Origin of the sequence: Paraglaciecola sp. 20A4 (assembly GCF_011378905.1) — a bacterium.
In the GTDB taxonomy this organism is placed as follows: domain Bacteria; phylum Pseudomonadota; class Gammaproteobacteria; order Enterobacterales; family Alteromonadaceae; genus Paraglaciecola.
The window spans coordinates 310,983-329,124 of record NZ_WTPY01000003.1 but is presented as its reverse complement, the minus strand read 5'-3'; the positions used below and the strand labels follow the sequence as shown (position 1 = coordinate 329,124).

Below are 18,142 nucleotides of genomic sequence, written 5' to 3'. Positions count from 1 at the left end.
TTTTTATGGGCCATATATAACGTATATGCGCTAAACCTTTTGCCATTTTATAGCAATGATGAACCACGCTATATTATGTGTTTCTGAGTGTTATTCACCTATTTCAATCCTTGACAGCAAAATTGAATTCACTGATAGTGTTGATAAATAATGTTATTATTTATCAACTAACTAGCGACAATCGTTAAATCCTTCTCGTGTTATAAATGAGTGCTACTAATGCAAGCTAAAGCCATTGTTGCTGACGACCATCCTCTGTTTCGTAGTGCTATGAAGCAAGCCATACAAGACGTATTGGGTAGCGACATTCTTGAGGCTGCCTCATATCAACAAACCATTGATTTATTGAAAGAACATAATGATGTTGAACTAATTTTTTTAGATTTGAATATGCCAGGTAACGACGGGCTCACGGGATTAACATTAATTCGCAGTCAGTTTCCTGACGTGCTGGTGGCGATTGTTTCAGGGGACGAAACACCCAGTATGGTGCGAAAAGCCATCGATTTTGGCGCCTGTGGTTATATTCCGAAATCGACACCGCTCCCTATGATTGGGGCTGCTGTACAACAACTGCTTGACGGCGAGCAATGGTTGCCTGAAGAACTCATCGCTCAGGTACAGAAAATTGAGGGCAGTGAAGAACAAGAATTTGCCTTAAAACTTGCCCAGTTGACGCCTCATCAACTTAAGGTGTTGCAGTTAATGGCAGATGGCTTGCTTAACAAGCAGATTGCTTATGAGCTAGGTGTGAGTGAATCGACCATTAAACAACATGTATCAGCTGTGTTACATAAATTGGGCTTTAACAATCGCACCCAAGCAGGTGTGTTATTTAAGCAAATGTTGAAAGTTGATTAATCTATTAATATTGCGCTACTTCAATGAGTAAGCAGTAGATAATTTACATGCTGCGTTTGGCCATAATAGTCATAAAAACAAGAAAGCCTAATATATTCTATTAGGCTTTCTTGTTTAAGGGCTTAACCGGGGAGTTTTGATTCTTCCGTTATGGTTGTCGTATCTTCGACTTTTTCCGCAGGTTTATCAGCGTTAACTAAACTGACTATTTTCCACTCAGCCTTAGGCTTAACGTTACTGGATGTGGTGAACATCTGCACGTGATTGTGTGTGTCAATGGCGCAAAGTTTAATAGCTCGGTCCTTGTACTGCTCTTTGTAATCATCGTAAGTAAAGGTATCAGACAAGCGGGTTGTCTTTATCGTTGCCCCTTTGGCGACCATGCCTGCCAACTTGCCATATGTCGCATCATCACTGAATAAGCCTAATTTTTTCACGTAAGATTCGGACACTTGGTGACTCGGCCGCTGTTGTTGTTCGTTATTGCTTAGCCCCAGCACGGTGCCTTTGCCCATTTCATGCTCGAAATGGTAGGTGACCATGGGGTTTAACTGACGATAAGGTGATATCACCAATACGGTACCAAACATGGATAAATCGAGTGTACGGGCAGCATGTTCTGACATGGGATTACCGAAGTAAGTCGGGATATTCTCCATACGTGCCAAGCGCATATTGTTCCAGTTCGTATCTGTGATGCGCACTTGTATATCATGAGTCATAAGTTCTTTAGCGAACAAGCGACTAAATAACCCACCTCCAAAAATCAAGAATCCATGAGGCGCGGGAGCACGCATATCAAGTTTTTTAGCAATCGTTACAGAGGTTAAGCTTTGCAGTACCACAGTGGTAATGATAACGAGAAACACCATTGGCACTAAAAGGGCCGCTTGATCGTAATTAAGCACTTCAAGCTTTAATGAAAAAAGAGCAGAAACCGCCGCTGCAACAATTCCCCGAGGCGCTATCCAGCTAAGTAAGGCTATTTCTCGCCAATTTAATCCTGTGCCCAATGAGGATAGAAACACACCCAATGGCCGTGCAACCACTATCATGGCTACAAGCACCCATATGACTCCCCAGCCAACATTTAGCATCGAATGCATATCAATACGCGATGCGAGTAAAATAAATAACCCAGATATCAATAAAACGCTTAACGTTTCTTTAAATTCAAGAATGTCTTCTACGTCCACGTTCTTCATATTGGCTAACCACATGCCAATAACTGTGACCGTGAGTAGGCCTGATTCGTGAGCTATTAAGTTTGAGCCCGCAAATGCGCCTAACATAAGTGTCAGCACAGCGGTATTTTCTAGGTAATGGGGCAGCCAGCTATTACGTAGCACTAAACCAAGTAAATAACCGGTTGCCGCCCCTATGCCTAAGCCTACGCTAATCGTTAGGCCAAATGCATACAAGGTGTGGCTCAAGGCATCTTGGGTAGAGATAATATACTCAAACACTAATACGGCGAGCAACGCGCCGATAGGGTCGATGACGATGCCTTCCCAACGCAAAATATTAGATACTTTACTACTGGGACGGACTGTTCGCAGCATAGGTACAATAACTGTAGGGCCGGTGACGGTCACAATCGCGCCAAACAAAAAGGATAATTGCCAACTTATACCTAAGGCATAATGCGCTACAGGAGCGGTAATAAGCCAGGTTACCAAGGTACCGACGGTGCACAAGTTACGCACCATGGAGCCATGTCCGGCGAGATCGCCAAAACGCAGAGTCAACGAGCCTTCAAATAAAATAATGGCCACAGACAAAGATACGATTGGAAAGAGCAAGTCACCAAAAAGCGCATCAGCGTCTATAACGCCATAAACGGGTCCGACTAAAATTCCCACAACCAATAAAGGTAATATGGCAGGAAGTTTAATTTTGTAGGCGAAGTATTGGCAGGCAATGGAGATAAGTCCCACTGCCACTAAAGGAATGATAGGGTCGCTCACGTGAAGTCCTTGTAGCAACAAATTAATTAGTCTGCGTTTGATCTGACCACAGGTCGCTTAGCAAAAGCAATAATACCTTTGATACTTTATCAGTAGCATAACTAATTACATTATTATTTGATGGGTAATAGCTGTTTTATTAAGCGTTTCAACGCAATAGGTTTAAGCGGTTTAGGTAAATAATGTAATTGCTCATTGATAGCCAATTGACGAATATCTTCATCTTGGCGAGCTGAATTTAAAATTCCCGGCAAAATAGCCTTTTCATTTGTAGCGAATTTACGCCTAATTGTACGTGCCACATCAATACCGGTTTCGCCGTGATCAAGTTGATAATCAAGGATCATTAAATCTACTGTATGGCTGAGTAAGTTTAACGCGCATTGCCTGTCGGTAGCAGCAATGACGGTGGCTCCCCAATCTGTAAGTAAGCGTTGTAAGGCATCAAGTATTTGCGGTTCGTTATCAACAATAAGTACCCGTTTATTTAACAACGGAAGTCCAGACTCATAATTTGACTTCATTGGCATATTGGGTTCACAGGCTTGTTTTTTTCCAATGGGTACGGCTACATCAAACCACGTTCCTTTACCTAATATTGAATGCAGTGTGACTGGATGCCCGAGTAGGGCACTGATACGTTCTACAATCGTTAAACCCAAGCCCAAACCTTGTGAACTTGGGCTTGTATCGAGCTGATGAAATTCTAGAAAAATTTCTTGCTGCTTGTCTTTCGCAATACCGGCTCCGGTATCAATAACGCAAATGCGAGCCTGACCGTTTTGACGTTTCACCCCTATTAAAACACGCCCTTTTTGTGTATAGCGTATGGCATTTGAGAGCAAGTTTTGAATAATGCGTCTTAAAAGTTTTGGATCGGAAATAACGATTAAATCAGTATCTACATAAGTTACGCGTAACTTTTTTTGTTGTGCTAAGGCCGAAAATTCATTAACCATGGGGCGTAGAATACTGCGTAATGGAAAGGTTTGAATATGGGCAGTTAACGCGCCGGATTCTAGTCTTGTCATATCAAGTAACATGGATAAAAGCGATTCAGCATTGCTAAGAGAATCAACTAAATTCGCACTCATCTGGGCCATTTCTCCCTCTGGTGCTTTTTGTTTTAGCATGGCCGCAAAAAGTGAAGCAGCATTAAAAGGCTGCATTAAATCGTGTCCTGCAGCCGCTAAAAATTTGCTCTTGCTCTCATTCGCGCTCTCTGCTTCGCGGCGAGCTTTTTCGAGATCGCTATTGGCTTTTTGCAGTTCTTCGGTTCGTTTTTCTACTCGGCTTTCTAAATTAATTTTAGCTTGTTCTAACTGTTGCTGAATATTGATGTATTCAGTGATATCGCTATAGGTAGTCACGAAGCCACCTCCGGGCAAGGGACTGCCATTTAGCTCAATGACTTGGCCGTTTTCTTGGTGACGTACATATTTATACTTACTACCTGATTGCATAAAGGCGACGCGCTTACTTATTTCTGTTTGAATATTGCTTTGGCCTGTATCAGCGTTATGGCCAAAGAGGCCACGTTTTGCGTTAAACTCAAGTAATTCATAAATCGACATACCAACTTGCACGAAACCTCTAGGATAGTTAAATAACTCTACATAACGCTGGTTCCAAGCAAGCAGCGAAAGTTCTCGGTCGAGTACGACTATGCCTTGTTGAATATTTTCTACTGATGATTGAAGCAACTCATGGTTGAACTGAAAGGTTTGACTCGCTTCTTCTACTAATTCAACCAATTCGGAGAGCTCTACATCGCGTTTCTCTCCTATAGCGGACAGGAGAATACGCGCACTTGCGCTGCCTACTTGACTGGCTAATTCGCTTTCAATGCTGGTTAATAATTTGGGGCTGGCATACCCAGATAACTGATTGGGGGACATTTTAGCGAGCAAAGCTTGGTGGCGCTCTGCGCCCCAGACCTTTTCTGTTATCGCTAATAGATTCGATACTTTAACCGCATGTCCAAAGGGCTGAGTGCTGTGGGTAATGGCATCTATCGCATTGGGTTTGCCTCGTAAACCTTGCAGCAACGAAACGATAATAAAACAGCCGATATTGGCCCCTAAACTATATAAAAAACCGACGGAAAGCTGAAAATCACTCGGAGGGGCATTGAAGTAATAACTGGCAATGATGCTTGGCCACAGTAGCCAATAAACCCAACATAAGGCACCTGACAGCAACGCTAATTTCGCCGCTAATGCGGTGCCGCGTTTCCAATACAAGCCTAACAGCAATATAGGAAAGGTCTGGGACAGTAGTGCAATAGCAATGACACCACTTTGCACTAAAGACGTGGATTGACTGATATTGACATGATAAAAATAAGCAACGCCCAAAACGACTAGAACGGTGGCCCGGCGTATAAATAAGATACTGGTGGGTTTTAGGCCGTGACGTTGTTGGGTACGAAGTTGCAATGTTAACCAAAGTGGTGTGGCAAGGTTGTTAGAAATCATAATGCCCATGGCAAGGGTCGCGACAATGATCATGCTGGTGGCAGCTGAAAGGCCGCCGATGAACGCAACCATCGTGATCCACAAATTGCCAGATGCAACAGGCAACGCAAGTGCATAAGTATCTGTGCTTACATTGCCGTCAGAAAATATCATTTGCCCAGCGAGGGCAATAGGCAGTACAAAAATAGTCATGCCCAGCAAATAAAGCGGAAATAACCAACGTGCAGTGCTGATTTCTTTCTCACCATTATTCTCGATGAAATTGATATGGAATTGACGGGGAAGACAAAACATCGAGCATACCCCCAATAACATTTGACTGATGTAAACCCACACACCTGAATCGGCTCTTATAGTTTGTTGAGCTTTGGTGTCGAGTTGCGCTTTTCCTAATAAGTCAAATACCCCGTCGTATAAACTGTAACAAACGAACAGTCCCACAATCACTAATGCAGCCAACTTGACCAATGATTCGAAGGCCACCGTTAGCATTAAACCCGGGTGTTTATCGGTTAGATTTAGCGAACGAGTCCCAAATAAAACCGCAAACAAGGCCATTAATAACGCCACATAAAAGCCAACACCATCGGACCATAAGCTGTCGGCACCGGTAACCACGCGGATCCCTCCTGTAACGGCGTCTAGCTGTAACGCGATATAGGGAACCACGCCAATAAAGCACAATAAGGTGACCAAGGCGGCCAAGAAGTGCGATTTGTCGTAACGCAAACTAATAAAATCAGCCAGTGAGCTTATATTATGTTGATGACAGACATTGGCGACACGCCTGAGTACGGGGTGTGCAAAGAGAAAAACACAAATAACCCCCATATAAGTCGGAATAAACGCCCAGCCATAGTGGGCAGCTTGGGTGGTGGTCCCAAAAAATGCCCAGGAAGTGCAATGCACACCCAAAGCTAAACTATATATGTAGGGATGTTGTTGGTTTACCTGAGCACGTTTATCGCCCCAAAAAGCTAACATAAACAAAATAAGTAAGTAGCCAACTACTATGGCCATTAAGGACAAGACACTAAACATAGGTATTCGCATTTATTATTATATCAATACTTTATCCTGAACAAGGTTCAGGTAAAAGCGCGTATTTTCACTAAGCCCCAGTAAATTTTAGACACAATTTTTTTAAAACATCACAAAAAAAACTTGAAGAGCATAAAAGCAGCCCCATTATTAGCTGCAACATAATTTAGCTTTCATGTGATACCTAAGAACGGAGTAAATAATGAGTAACGAAGATCAAGCTCAAAAAGATGAGGCCCAGCCGACAAATGAAGACGCCACTCGCGCTAATGCTGAACACGATGAGACTGTGGTAGAAGAATTAAGTGCTGAACAAGCACGTATTCTTGAGCTTGAAGCTGCTTTAGCTGCATCGGAAGCGACACTAGCTGCGCAGAAAGATTCTGTTATGCGTGCAATTGCCGATGCTGACAATGTTCGTAAGCGTGCAGAAGGTGAAGTCGATAAAGCGCGTAAATTTGCATTAGAAAAATTTGCTGCGGAATTATTACCCGTTGCAGACAACTTAGAGCGTGCGTTACAAGTTGCAGATCGTGAGAACGATGCGCTTAAGCCAGTGGTTGACGGTGTAGAAATAACCCTTAAATCATTTGTTAGCAGTATTGAAAAATTCGGAATGAAAGTTATCGACCCTCAAGGCGAAACGTTCAATCCAGAGAAGCATCAGGCTATGTCGATGCAAGAAAATGCTGAATTGCCAGCCAATACGGTTATGGCAGTGATGCAAAAAGGTTACGAATTAAACGGGCGATTATTACGTCCCGCTATGGTCATGGTATCACGCGCTCCAGAGAGTGGTGTGGATACACAAGCTTAATTCGTGAACAAATAACAAAATATTTCACTGAAATGGGAAAATTTTTCAATTTATGAATTGAAAAATTCAAAAATAACCCCACAAAGTGTACAGGCATTATTAAATAATTTTTTGGAGAAAAACTAATGGGTAGAATCATTGGAATCGACTTAGGTACAACCAATTCATGTGTTGCAGTACTTGACGGTGATAAAGCAAAAGTAATTGAAAACGCAGAAGGGGATCGTACTACCCCTTCCATTATCGCATACACTCAAGATGGTGAAACACTAGTTGGTCAACCAGCAAAGCGTCAAGCGATAACCAATCCTCAAAACACAGTATTCGCTATTAAGCGTTTAATTGGTCGTCGTTTTGAAGATAAAGAAGTTCAGCGTGATATCGATATCATGCCTTTCAAAATCATCAAAGCTGATAACGGTGATGCGTGGGTTGAAGCCAAAGACCAGAAATTGGCTCCACCGCAAATTTCTGCTGAAGTATTGAAAAAAATGAAAAAAACCGCCGAAGATTATCTTGGCGAAGAAGTGACGGCAGCGGTTATAACTGTACCTGCATACTTTAACGATTCACAACGTCAAGCAACCAAAGATGCTGGTCGCATCGCTGGTCTTGAAGTTAAACGTATTATCAACGAGCCAACGGCTGCAGCACTTGCATACGGTATGGACAAGAAAAAAGGCGACAGCGTCGTTGCAGTATACGACTTAGGTGGTGGTACGTTTGATATATCTATCATCGAGATTGATGAAGCTGACGGCGAGCACACGTTTGAAGTACTTGCGACCAACGGTGACACTCACTTAGGTGGTGAAGATTTCGATAACCAAGTTATTAACTACTTAGTTGAAGAATTTAAGAAAGATTCAGGCATGGATTTACGTAAAGATCCGCTTGCAATGCAACGTCTTAAAGAAGCTGGTGAGAAAGCGAAAATCGAATTGTCTTCTGCTCAACAAACAGAAGTTAACTTACCGTACATTACGGCCGATGCGTCAGGTCCTAAACACCTAACTATCAAATTAACACGTGCAAAACTTGAATCTCTTGTTGAAAAAATGGTTAAAGCGACGCTTGAACCTCTAAAACAAGCACTAGCTGATGCAGACTTATCTGTAGGCGATATCAACGATATCATCCTAGTAGGTGGTCAGACACGTATGCCATTGGTTCAAAAATATGTAACTGAATTCTTCGGTAAAGAACCAAGAAAAGATGTTAACCCTGATGAAGCAGTCGCGGTAGGCGCAGCAATTCAAGGTGGTGTTTTATCTGGTGATGTGAAAGACGTACTTCTTCTTGACGTAACGCCTCTTTCATTGGGTATCGAAACAATGGGCGGCGTAATGACTGCCTTGATAGAGAAGAACACAACGGTTCCTACCAAGAAGTCACAGACATTCTCTACAGCTGAAGATAACCAGTCAGCGGTAACAGTGCATGTACTTCAAGGTGAGCGTAAGCAAGCTGCAGGTAACAAATCGCTTGGTCAATTCAACCTTGAAGGTATAAGACCAGGACAACGCGGCGCACCGCAAATTGAAGTTACTTTTGACATCGATGCTGATGGTATCTTACACGTATCTGCTAAAGATAAAGACACCAATAAAGAGCAAAAAATCACTATCAAAGCATCTTCTGGCTTAAGTGATGATGAAGTTGAAAAAATGGTTCAAGATGCTGAAGCCAATAAAGAAGAAGATAAAAAATTCGAAGAAATGGTGCAAGTACGCAACCAAGCTGACGGACTAATTCACGGTACACGTAAGCAAGTCGAAGAAGCTGGTGATGCATTATCTGATGAAGATAAAGCTGAAATTGAAACGGCAGTATCTGCACTTGAAGAAGCTGTTAAAGCAGGTGAAAAAGAAGCAATTGAAGCTAAAACTCAAGAGCTCATTCAAGCCTCTGCTAAGTTAATGGAAGTGGCTCAAGCGAAACAAGCTGCTGCCGGTGGCGCTGAAGGGCAACCAGAAGATGCCGCTAAGCAAGACGACGATGTTGTTGATGCCGAGTTTGAAGAAGTAAAAGACGACAAAAAGTAATTTTTGTTGACTACATCAGCCCGAACGCTTTAATGGCGTAAGGGCAAGCTCGGGCGCATGGAAACTTTCCATAGCGCCCGTGTTTGTTTCAAAACCCGGTGAGTCATTAGGTTTTATTACCGAGACGTGAAATCAGGTAGTGAGATTGTAAGAGAAGAATAGGTAGTTAGTGAGAGACTGGCTACAAATATCAGGATAAACAAGCTATATGTCGAAGCGAGATTATTATGAAGTGCTGGGAGTCGATAAATCGGCAGCTGAGCGCGATATAAAAAAGGCTTACAAGCGCCTTGCTATGAAATATCACCCGGATAGAACCCAGGGTGACAAAGCCATGGAAGAGAAATTCAAAGAGGTTCAAGAAGCCTACGAAATTCTTACCGATTCCCAGAAACGAGCTGCATATGATCAATACGGTCATGCAGGTGTCGATCCGAATCGAGGTCAAGGCGGCGGTCAAGGTGCAGGCGATTTCGGCGATATATTTGGCGACGTATTCGGTGATATTTTTGGTGGTGGCCGTGGTGGCCGTCAATCCAGAGCAAGCCGTGGTTCAGATTTACGCTACAATCTAGAGTTAAGTCTAGAAGAAGCTGTACGTGGTAAAAGTGTTGAAATTCGCGTTCCTACGTTAGCGGAATGCGATACGTGTGACGGCTCTGGGGCGAAAAAAGGCTCAAGTGCAAAAACATGTACTACCTGTCACGGTCAAGGCCAAGTGCAGATGCGTCAAGGCTTTTTTGCTGTTCAACAGGCTTGTCCTACTTGTTCAGGCAAAGGCAAGATCATCACCGACCCATGTCGTGAGTGTCACGGTCAAGGCCGTGTTGAGAAAACCAAAACTCTATCTGTAAAAGTACCCGCAGGTGTGGATACCGGAGACCGAATTCGTCTTTCAAATGAAGGCGAAGCAGGTGAAAATGGTGCACCAGCAGGGGACTTATATGTGCAAGTTCATGTTAAGCAGCACAAAATTTTCGAGCGTGATGGCAATAATCTATATTGTGAAGTGCCCCTTAGTTTTACTCGTGCAGCAATAGGCGGTGAGATTGAAGTACCCACGTTAGAAGGGAAGGTTAAGCTTAAAGTGACACCTGAAACGCAAACGGGCAAAATGTTTCGCTTGCGTAATAAAGGCGTTAAATCGGTCCGAAGTGGTAGCGTCGGTGATTTAATTTGCAAAGTTGTCATTGAAACGCCAGTGAATTTGAACAGTCGTCAAAAAGAGCTTCTTGAAGAACTTGAGGAGTCTATGGGGACAGGCAAAGACACAGCGAAAAATAGACCCAAAGAAAGTGGTTTTTTCGATGGCGTGAAAAAATTCTTTGAAGATTTAACAAACTAAGTTGTACGCTTTTTGATCACTAAGCCGCTGAAAAGCGGCTTTTTACTGTTTGCCTATTAGAATGATGTTGAAATACACACAGCGTAAATTGTGCAAATTTTAGTGTAAGTTACGCACCTAATTTGCTAGCCTGTAACTGTTACATTTGATGGATTAACGTGAAATTTTTCAACGACCTATGATGTTCAATTGTATCCAACAGGTAGATTTTCAACGGGCTTTGTTTATTACTTCAACACAGTTCACTTAACTTTACTCTATAAACTTAGACACCGATAAACGCGAGGGACTATGAAAAAACTATTAGTAAGTGCATTAGCCAGCACCATTTTATTAACAGGTGGCGCTGTTGCTCAAGAAGCAAGCTCAGAGAAGCAAGCTAAAAGTGCAGTGCAGTTTAGACAAGCATTATTGCAATTGGTACGCAGTAATGTCGGTGCGTTAGGTGCAATGGCCAAAGGTGCGATACCTATGGATGCCCAAACGATTGAGACGAACGCCACGCGTATAGAACAACTGTCGTTAATGATGGATGACTACTTTGCGTTAGACACATCTTCATTTGATGTTGAAACAGAAGCGTTACCAAAAATATGGGATAATCGCGCTGATTTTGCTACTAAGGTTGACGCGCTTACTGATGCTTCAGTAACGTTGAAAACTGCAGCCATTAAAGGTGAAGAAAGTGCTTACAAAGATGCTATTGGTGGTGTTTTGCGTTCTTGCAAAGGTTGTCACGATACTTACAAAGCAGAGTAATTGTAAGTCACTCTATACTTACTAAGGCGCCTAGGCGCCTTTTTTAATCGCTGAATAATGTATCTATTTGGTAACATTGTTGGATTCCTAGCGTACTTGTGACATCTTGAAGTTGTACTTAATGTGAGCAATTGGATTAAATTTTCCATTAAAGGTAAAAAGATCGGTAATTTTCTTTATATTTGAACTTGATCCAGTTAACTTGGGCGCCATATCCAGCCGTAACTAATCAATTCACTTTATATACTGGTGTTCAAAACGTGACGTTAAGCAAAACTGACCTGTACAAAGAGGTCGCCCAACAAGCGCAGGCACTGATGGCTGGCGAAAAGGACCTGATTGCTAATCTAGCAAATTTAAGTGCACTTATGTATATGCGTTTGCCTAAGCTAAATTGGGCTGGATTTTATTTATTAAAACACCAAGAATTAGTACTAGGGCCGTTCCAGGGTAAGCCTGCCTGTATTCGTATTCCGCTTGGGCGCGGTGTTTGTGGCACAGCTGCTCAAACTGGTGTTGCCCAATGTATTCAAGATGTACATGAGTTTGAAGGGCATATTGCCTGTGATGCAGAATCTAATGCTGAAGCTGTATTACCGGTATATCAGCACGGAAAAGTAATGGGTGTTATGGATTTAGACAGTCCTTATATCGGTCGCTTCGATCATGATGATATGATTGGCCTACAAAACTTGGTCAATATATTGCAGGATGCGATAGCATGAAAAGCTCGATAGATATTCATGTAACGCTTGCGACCCGAGATGATATGGATTTTTGGGAAGATAATGCAGAAGAAGCAATGGATCGCTTTAACTCGCTGTTGCATCAATTATACGACAGTGCAGACGAAGATATTGACACCGTCAGTTTAGAAAATATGATTCAATATATATGGGAAAACTGGCGTAACGATAGTCATTTACTTGACATAGACGATGATGATTTATTCGAATGGGTTGACCAACTATTGGCAACTTGGGATGATGAGCATCAAGAACCTCGCTAACAACACTAACTAGAATATTTAATGGATAATCCTCAAAAGTTTTCAAACAGTAAAGAAGTCATCAGTTTTTTAAGTGAATCATTTCCAGCATGCTTTAGTGTGACGGGTGATGCAAAACCTTTAAAAATTGGCATTTTCCAAGATTTAGCTGCGCGCTTAGCAGAAGATGAACGTGTGAGCAAAACGTTGCTACGGTCATCTCTTCGGCACTATACAAATAGCTGGCGCTATTTGCACAGTGTTAAAGAAGGCGCTTTCAGAGTTGATTTAGATGGGAAAGAAGACGCTCCTATCGAAAAAGAGCATTCTGATCATGCGCAAACTCAATTGGAAGAGAGTAAAGCTAAGGTAGCTGAAAAGCGTAAAGCGCAGAATGCAGCTAAGCCTGCAGCAAAGAAAAATTATAAACCTAAGTCGGTGCCGGCATTTAAATCCTCACCCAAGGGAACTAATCAGGACAGTGCGAAGCCCAAAGCTAAGTTACCACCTCCTGAGAAACTCTCGGCTGAGCAAATTGTTGCAGGAACTTCGGTTACTGTGAAGATAGGCAAATCACCTATGCCTGCTACAATTACTGATGTCAGCAAAGATGGCGTTCAAGTTCAACTTGATACAGGTATGGTGGTAAAGGTTCAAGTAGATAACTTGAGGTTGGCCCGTTCTAAGAGGTAGTTTAATGATCAATTCAATTCGCGTTTGTGCGGTTTCCGCTCTTTTTGCATTTAGCACGGTAGCCCTTGCGGTTAATCATGCAGAAAGTGTTGACGAAATTCCTGTTTTAAAGCAGGAGTCGCAACATGCGGTGTCGGTAAAACGCATATCGTCTAATTTCTTACGTTCGCACTATAAGCAGATTACGTTAGACGATGCGCTATCAGAGAAAGTATTCGATCGATACATGCGTTCTCTTGATAGCAGCCGAAATGTATTTTTGGATGCTGATGTGCAGAAGTTTAAGCTTGAGCAAGATCATTTCGATGAAGCTATTGAAATGGGTGACTTAGATATTGCGTATCAAATTTTTCAATTAAACATGCAGCGTCGAATTGAACGTTATGAATATGCGTTAACCTTACTCGACAAAGAGTTCGATTTTGAAAAAGCCGGTGATACATTCACATTTGACCGTGAAGATGCTGATTGGCCTAAGAGTACTGCCGAACTCGACGAGTTATGGCGCCAGCGTGTTAAATACGATGCATTAAACTTAAAATTGGCTGATAAAAAATGGCCAAAAATTCAAGAGCTGCTTAGCAAACGTTACGAGCGTGCAATTAAGCGCTTAAAGCAAACCACCAGCGAAGACGTGTTTCAAACATTGATGAACTCGTTTGCCCGTAGTATCGAGGCTCATACCAGTTACCTGTCGCCACAAAATGCTGAGCGTTTCCAAATGGAAATGAATTTGTCGTTTGAGGGAATAGGCGCGGTATTGCTAAGTGAAGATGACTTCACCACTATTCGTAGTGTTGTTCCGGGTGGTCCGGCGGATCTTTCGAAGAAGATTAAACCTGAAGATAAGATTGTCGGCGTTGCCCAAGACGATGACGATTTTGTTGATGTGGTTGGTTGGCGCTTAGATGAAGTGGTTGAGCTTATCAAAGGACCCAAGGGCAGTGTAGTTCGCTTACAAATTCAAAAAGGCGACTCTGAAAGCACAGTGCCAGAGGTTGTTAGCTTAACGCGAGATAAGATAAAGCTTGAGGACAGAGCTGCAAAGTCTGAAGTGTATGTGCCAGATAGTGGTCCGCACCAAGGTGAAAAACTGGGTGTGATAACCATTCCTTCTTTTTACAACAAGCTCAGCAACGATGTGCGCAAAGAGTTAGAAAGCCTTAAAGAACAGAAGGTCGAAGGTATTATCGTTGATTTACGTGGCAATGGTGGCGGTTCATTAACTGAAGCAACGTTGTTAACAGGCTTATTTATAGATAAAGGCCCAGTTGTACAAATTCGCGATGGTGCAGGGCGTATACGGGTTGAACAAGATGTTGATGGCGTAACTTACTACGACGGTCCACTGACTGTATTGGTAGACCGATATAGTGCGTCCGCATCAGAAATTTTCGCTGCTGCCTTACAGGATTACAGTCGAGCGCTTATATTAGGTGAACAAACTTTTGGTAAGGGTACCGTACAACAACATCGTGGTTTAGGCCGTATTTATGATTTGTACGAAAATCCATTAGGTAGCGTGCAGTTTACCATCGCAAAGTTTTACCGAATTGATGGTGGTAGTACGCAACATCAAGGTGTTGTGCCGGATGTATTGTTTCCTTCCGCTATCGATCCAAAGGATTGGGGTGAAAGCCAAGAAGAAAATGCTCTTCCTTGGGACAGTATTAAACGCGCAAAGTATTCTACTTTTGGTGATACCTCTCAAGCCGCGATGCAGCTAAGTGAATTACACGCTAAGCGTGTTAAGTCGGATCCCGAATTTGGCTACATTTTTGAGGATATTGAGCAGTATAAGAGTAAGGAAAATGATAAGACCCTATCTTTGGTCGAGTCTGAACGTATTAAAGAGCGTGAAGAGCGTGATACGAAACGCCTAAAAAGAGCCAATGAACGACTTGTTCGTCATGGACTTGAGCCGGTAAAAAGTCTGGACGATTTACCTGAAGACCAACCAGAAATTGATCCTTTCTTAGATGAAGCGGCGAATATTACTTACGATCTACTTGGTACAGGTAAGTACGCAATTCAATCCAAATAAAGACTAACGCATAAAAAAGGGCTGGGGAATCTAGCCCTTTTTTGTTGGTGAAACTTTTCTAATAGCATGGTGTTGCTCAAACCGATAAACTAACGACATAAAATGCATCAACCCACCCACGGGGATTCACAATCATGGGAGTTGATGAAAAATAACAAACCTCATAAAAACTAAAATAATGATAAAGGTGATTGATGAGTGCACGTGGAGAGTTTTCATCTCGTATAGGCTTTGTATTAGCCGCAGCAGGTTCAGCGGTTGGTCTAGGTAATATTTGGGGTTTTCCGACCCAAGTTGCCAGTAATGGTGGCGCGGCATTCGTGCTGGTTTATGTGCTATTAGCGTTTGTTTTAGCCTATCCCGTACTAATGGCTGAATTGATTATCGGACGTGCAACTCGCTCTAATATGGTCGATGCGCTAGGTAAGATATCCAACAGTAATATTGGTCGCGCAACTGGTGTGTGGGGATTTATTACTGTTTCTATGATCCTCGCCTTCTATGCGATTGTCGCAGGGTGGATGATCAGTTATTTCTTTGAATCAGCCACACAATTAATGGGTTGGGACAGTGCGTCTGAGTGGTTAACCGACTCGTCTATGCCTCGTAGTTTGATTTTTTGTGGTGTGTTTATCGCTTTGACAGCTTCAATTGTTGTGGGTGGCGTCAGTAATGGCATTGAGCGCTGGTCGGTTCGATTAATGCCTACTTTGATTTTAATTATTTTACTACTCATCGCGTATGTGAGCACACTTGATGGCGCGATAGATGGCTGGAAAGCGTACTTGATACCTGATTTTAGCGCCATTTTGAACGCTGATTTATTAATTAGCGCTATGGGGCAGGCTTTTTTCTCTATGTCACTGGGTGTTGGTACCATGTTGGTGTATGGCTCTTATGTGAGTAAAAATGAGAACCTACCTGTATTGGGGGCGTCAGTCGCGTTAGTGGATATTGGCGTGGCCATTTTGGCGGGCATGCTTATTATTCCCGCAATGTATGTAGCCGCGAATAACGGCGTTCAGATTTTCTCTGACAGTGGTGCGCTAATTGCCGGTGATAGTCTTATATTTACGGTACTTCCTGCGTTGTTCAATACCATGGGAGGTGTAGGTTATGTGGTGGCATTCGCATTTTTCGCGTTGATGGTGATTGCTGCGTTAACGTCCTCCATTTCTATGCTAGAGGTACCGGTTGCCTACGTTGTTGAAAGCAAAGGGTTAGCCCGTAAGAAAGCGGTGTGGATTTTAGCGCTTATTATTTTCGGAATGAGCAGCATCATTATTGTTAATTTTGATCAGTTATTCGGTTTGGTTATCGCAGTCACCACACAGTACAGTCAACCGTTGCTCGGTTTAGCATTGAGCATTTTTGTTGGTTGGGTATGGAAACGGGATCAAATTCTTGCAGAAATTAAGCAAGGTAACGAACAAGCTGAGCACGGTTTATTCTGGAAAATTTGGCCTTGGTATCTGAAGTTTGTGTGTCCGGTTATCATCCTATTTATGTTTATTCGTTCACTTAATATTTTGGATTTTTAGTTATGGAAAATGTAACGATAAAACAGAAAAAAGTACCCAGTCTATTGGATGCACTAATCCCACTTGGTGTATTGGTCACGTTATTGAGTACATCAGTTTATCTATTCTCAGATAATTCCTCATTTGGACCGAATCAAATTGCCCTGTTATTTTCTATGGGAGTAGCGGCGGTTATTGGGTTAAAAAATGGCTACAGTTGGGCTGAAATTGAAAAGGGCATAGTAAAAGGTATTTCCTTATCCCTTGGCGCCATATTAATTTTGCTCGCTGTTGGCGCGTTAATCGGTTCGTGGATGTTGTCGGGCACCGTACCCACACTTATCTTTTATGGCTTAGAATTACTCAATCCATCATTTTTCTACGCCGCAACGTGCCTGATTTGTGCGATTGTCGCCATGAGCATCGGAAGCTCTTGGACCACAGCCGCAACTGTGGGCGTTGCATTAATGGGCGTCGCGTCAGGTATGGGCATGTCAGATGCGATTACTGCCGGTGCCGTGATTTCAGGTGCGTATTTTGGCGACAAAATCTCGCCTTTATCTGAAACTACCAATTTAGCACCTGCTGTTGCGGGCACAGAGTTATTTGAGCATATTCGATATATGTTGTGGACAACCGTTCCTAGTTTTGTCATCGCGTTAATTCTCTTTACCATCATTGGTTTTTCAGGGGATGCGCAAGAAACCTCGAGCAATATTGCTGAAATGCAGACCTTGCTAGCGCAAGAATTCAATATCAGTTGGATAATGCTCGCCCCGTTAGTTGTGCTTTTAACATTAGCCATAAGGAAAATGCCGGCATTTCCCGCTGTTGCCATTGGTGCATTATTAGGTGCGGTTTGGGCGGTATTATTTCAGCCAGATGTTATCCAAAATATGGTGGACGAGGAACAGCAAGGTGCACTAGGCGTGACTGCAGTAGTATGGACATCGCTGTTCGATGGAGTGGCGTTTAGCACTGCGGATGAAAATCTAAACTCGCTGCTTAGCAGAGGTGGTATGTCAAGTATGCTCAATACCATTTGGTTGATCATTTGTGCCATGAGTTTTGGCGCCGTGTTAGAAAGCACCGGTTTATTAAAAGCAATAGTGGCTTTATTTTTACGTGGCGCGCACTCCGCTGGTAGCATGATCAGTCGTACTATTTTGACGTGCATTGGTACTAATATCATTACGGCTGACCAGTATATTTCGATTGTTATGCCTGGGCGCATGTATAAAGAAGAGTACGCAAAACGTGGCTTGCATCAACTCAACTTATCACGAAGTCTAGAAGACGGAGGTACCATTACGTCACCTCTTATTCCTTGGAATACCTGTGGTGCATATATGCAAGGTGTTTTGCTTGTTCATCCATTTGACTACTTTATATATACTTTTTTCAACCTAATTAATCCTGTGCTGGCTATTATTTATGCTTATCTTGGGGTTAAAATATTGCGTATTCCCATTCCTGAAGTCGTGGTTGAAGTAGGCGACGAAAAAGTTGTTATCGAGTCACCTCAGGCAAAACTAAAATAACATGCTACGGGTGGTGTTATGTAGTCTGCTAATTGCGTTACATG

13 protein-coding genes are annotated in these 18,142 nt (G+C 42.6%); 11 read left to right on the top strand and 2 right to left on the bottom strand.

All coding sequences use genetic code 11. The features are described 5' to 3' along the window. Positions 1 to 219: 219 nt before the first annotated feature. A complete protein-coding gene (locus GQS54_RS05815; RefSeq protein WP_166423062.1) occupies positions 220 to 861 on the top strand; it encodes a response regulator transcription factor in 642 nt (213 codons plus the stop codon). Positions 862 to 983: 122 nt separating this feature from the next. Here GQS54_RS05815 and GQS54_RS05810 read toward each other — a convergent pair whose 3' ends face one another. After that, the gene (locus tag GQS54_RS05810; protein ID WP_166423061.1) at positions 984 to 2,828 is read right to left on the bottom strand and encodes a sodium:proton antiporter; all 1,845 of its coding nucleotides are present in this window, start codon (positions 2,826 to 2,828) and stop codon (positions 984 to 986) included. Positions 2,829 to 2,941: 113 nt separating this feature from the next. After that, entirely contained in the window at positions 2,942 to 6,346 is a 3,405-nt protein-coding gene (locus tag GQS54_RS05805) for a hybrid sensor histidine kinase/response regulator (protein ID WP_166423060.1), read from the bottom strand. A 202-nt stretch (positions 6,347 to 6,548) separates the two neighbouring features. Between GQS54_RS05805 and grpE the strand changes: the two genes are divergently transcribed. The 10 genes from grpE to nhaC all read left to right on the top strand — a co-directional run bounded on the left by grpE (position 6,549) and on the right by nhaC (position 18,098). Continuing rightward, the gene (gene grpE / locus GQS54_RS05800) at positions 6,549 to 7,163 is read left to right on the top strand and encodes a nucleotide exchange factor GrpE (RefSeq protein WP_166423059.1); all 615 of its coding nucleotides are present in this window, start codon (positions 6,549 to 6,551) and stop codon (positions 7,161 to 7,163) included. 125 nt (positions 7,164 to 7,288) lie between these two features. After that, positions 7,289 to 9,208, top strand: coding sequence for a molecular chaperone DnaK (gene dnaK, locus GQS54_RS05795; protein ID WP_166423058.1), 1,920 nt, complete (start codon positions 7,289 to 7,291; stop codon positions 9,206 to 9,208). Positions 9,209 to 9,416: 208 nt separating this feature from the next. Beyond that, a complete protein-coding gene (gene dnaJ / locus GQS54_RS05790; RefSeq protein ID WP_158770113.1) occupies positions 9,417 to 10,553 on the top strand; it encodes a molecular chaperone DnaJ in 1,137 nt (378 codons plus the stop codon). A 291-nt stretch (positions 10,554 to 10,844) separates the two neighbouring features. Further along, positions 10,845 to 11,312: a cytochrome c gene (locus GQS54_RS05785; RefSeq protein ID WP_166423057.1), complete on the top strand. Its 468-nt coding sequence runs from the start codon at positions 10,845 to 10,847 to the stop codon at positions 11,310 to 11,312. Between the two features lie 260 nt (positions 11,313 to 11,572). Continuing rightward, positions 11,573 to 12,037 carry a GAF domain-containing protein gene (locus tag GQS54_RS05780; protein ID WP_166423056.1) on the top strand — a complete coding sequence of 155 codons (465 nt, stop codon included), beginning with the start codon at positions 11,573 to 11,575 and terminating at the stop codon, positions 12,035 to 12,037. After that, positions 12,034 to 12,321, top strand: coding sequence for a hypothetical protein (locus GQS54_RS05775; RefSeq protein ID WP_166423055.1), 288 nt, complete (start codon positions 12,034 to 12,036; stop codon positions 12,319 to 12,321). The genes GQS54_RS05780 and GQS54_RS05775 overlap by 4 nt, the downstream gene beginning before the upstream one ends. A 21-nt stretch (positions 12,322 to 12,342) precedes the next feature. Beyond that, on the top strand, positions 12,343 to 12,993 hold the full coding sequence (proQ, locus tag GQS54_RS05770; protein ID WP_166423054.1) for an RNA chaperone ProQ: 651 nt from the start codon (positions 12,343 to 12,345) through the stop codon (positions 12,991 to 12,993). A 4-nt stretch (positions 12,994 to 12,997) separates the two neighbouring features. After that, positions 12,998 to 15,037, top strand: a complete 2,040-nt coding sequence (prc, locus tag GQS54_RS05765; protein ID WP_166423053.1) for a carboxy terminal-processing peptidase — start codon at positions 12,998 to 13,000, stop codon at positions 15,035 to 15,037. 194 nt (positions 15,038 to 15,231) lie between these two features. Continuing rightward, entirely contained in the window at positions 15,232 to 16,578 is a 1,347-nt protein-coding gene (locus GQS54_RS05760) for a sodium-dependent transporter (protein ID WP_166423052.1), read from the top strand. Between the two features lie 2 nt (positions 16,579 to 16,580). Further along, positions 16,581 to 18,098, top strand: a complete 1,518-nt coding sequence (gene nhaC, locus GQS54_RS05755) for a Na+/H+ antiporter NhaC (RefSeq protein ID WP_166423051.1) — start codon at positions 16,581 to 16,583, stop codon at positions 18,096 to 18,098. Positions 18,099 to 18,142: the final 44 nt, after the last annotated feature.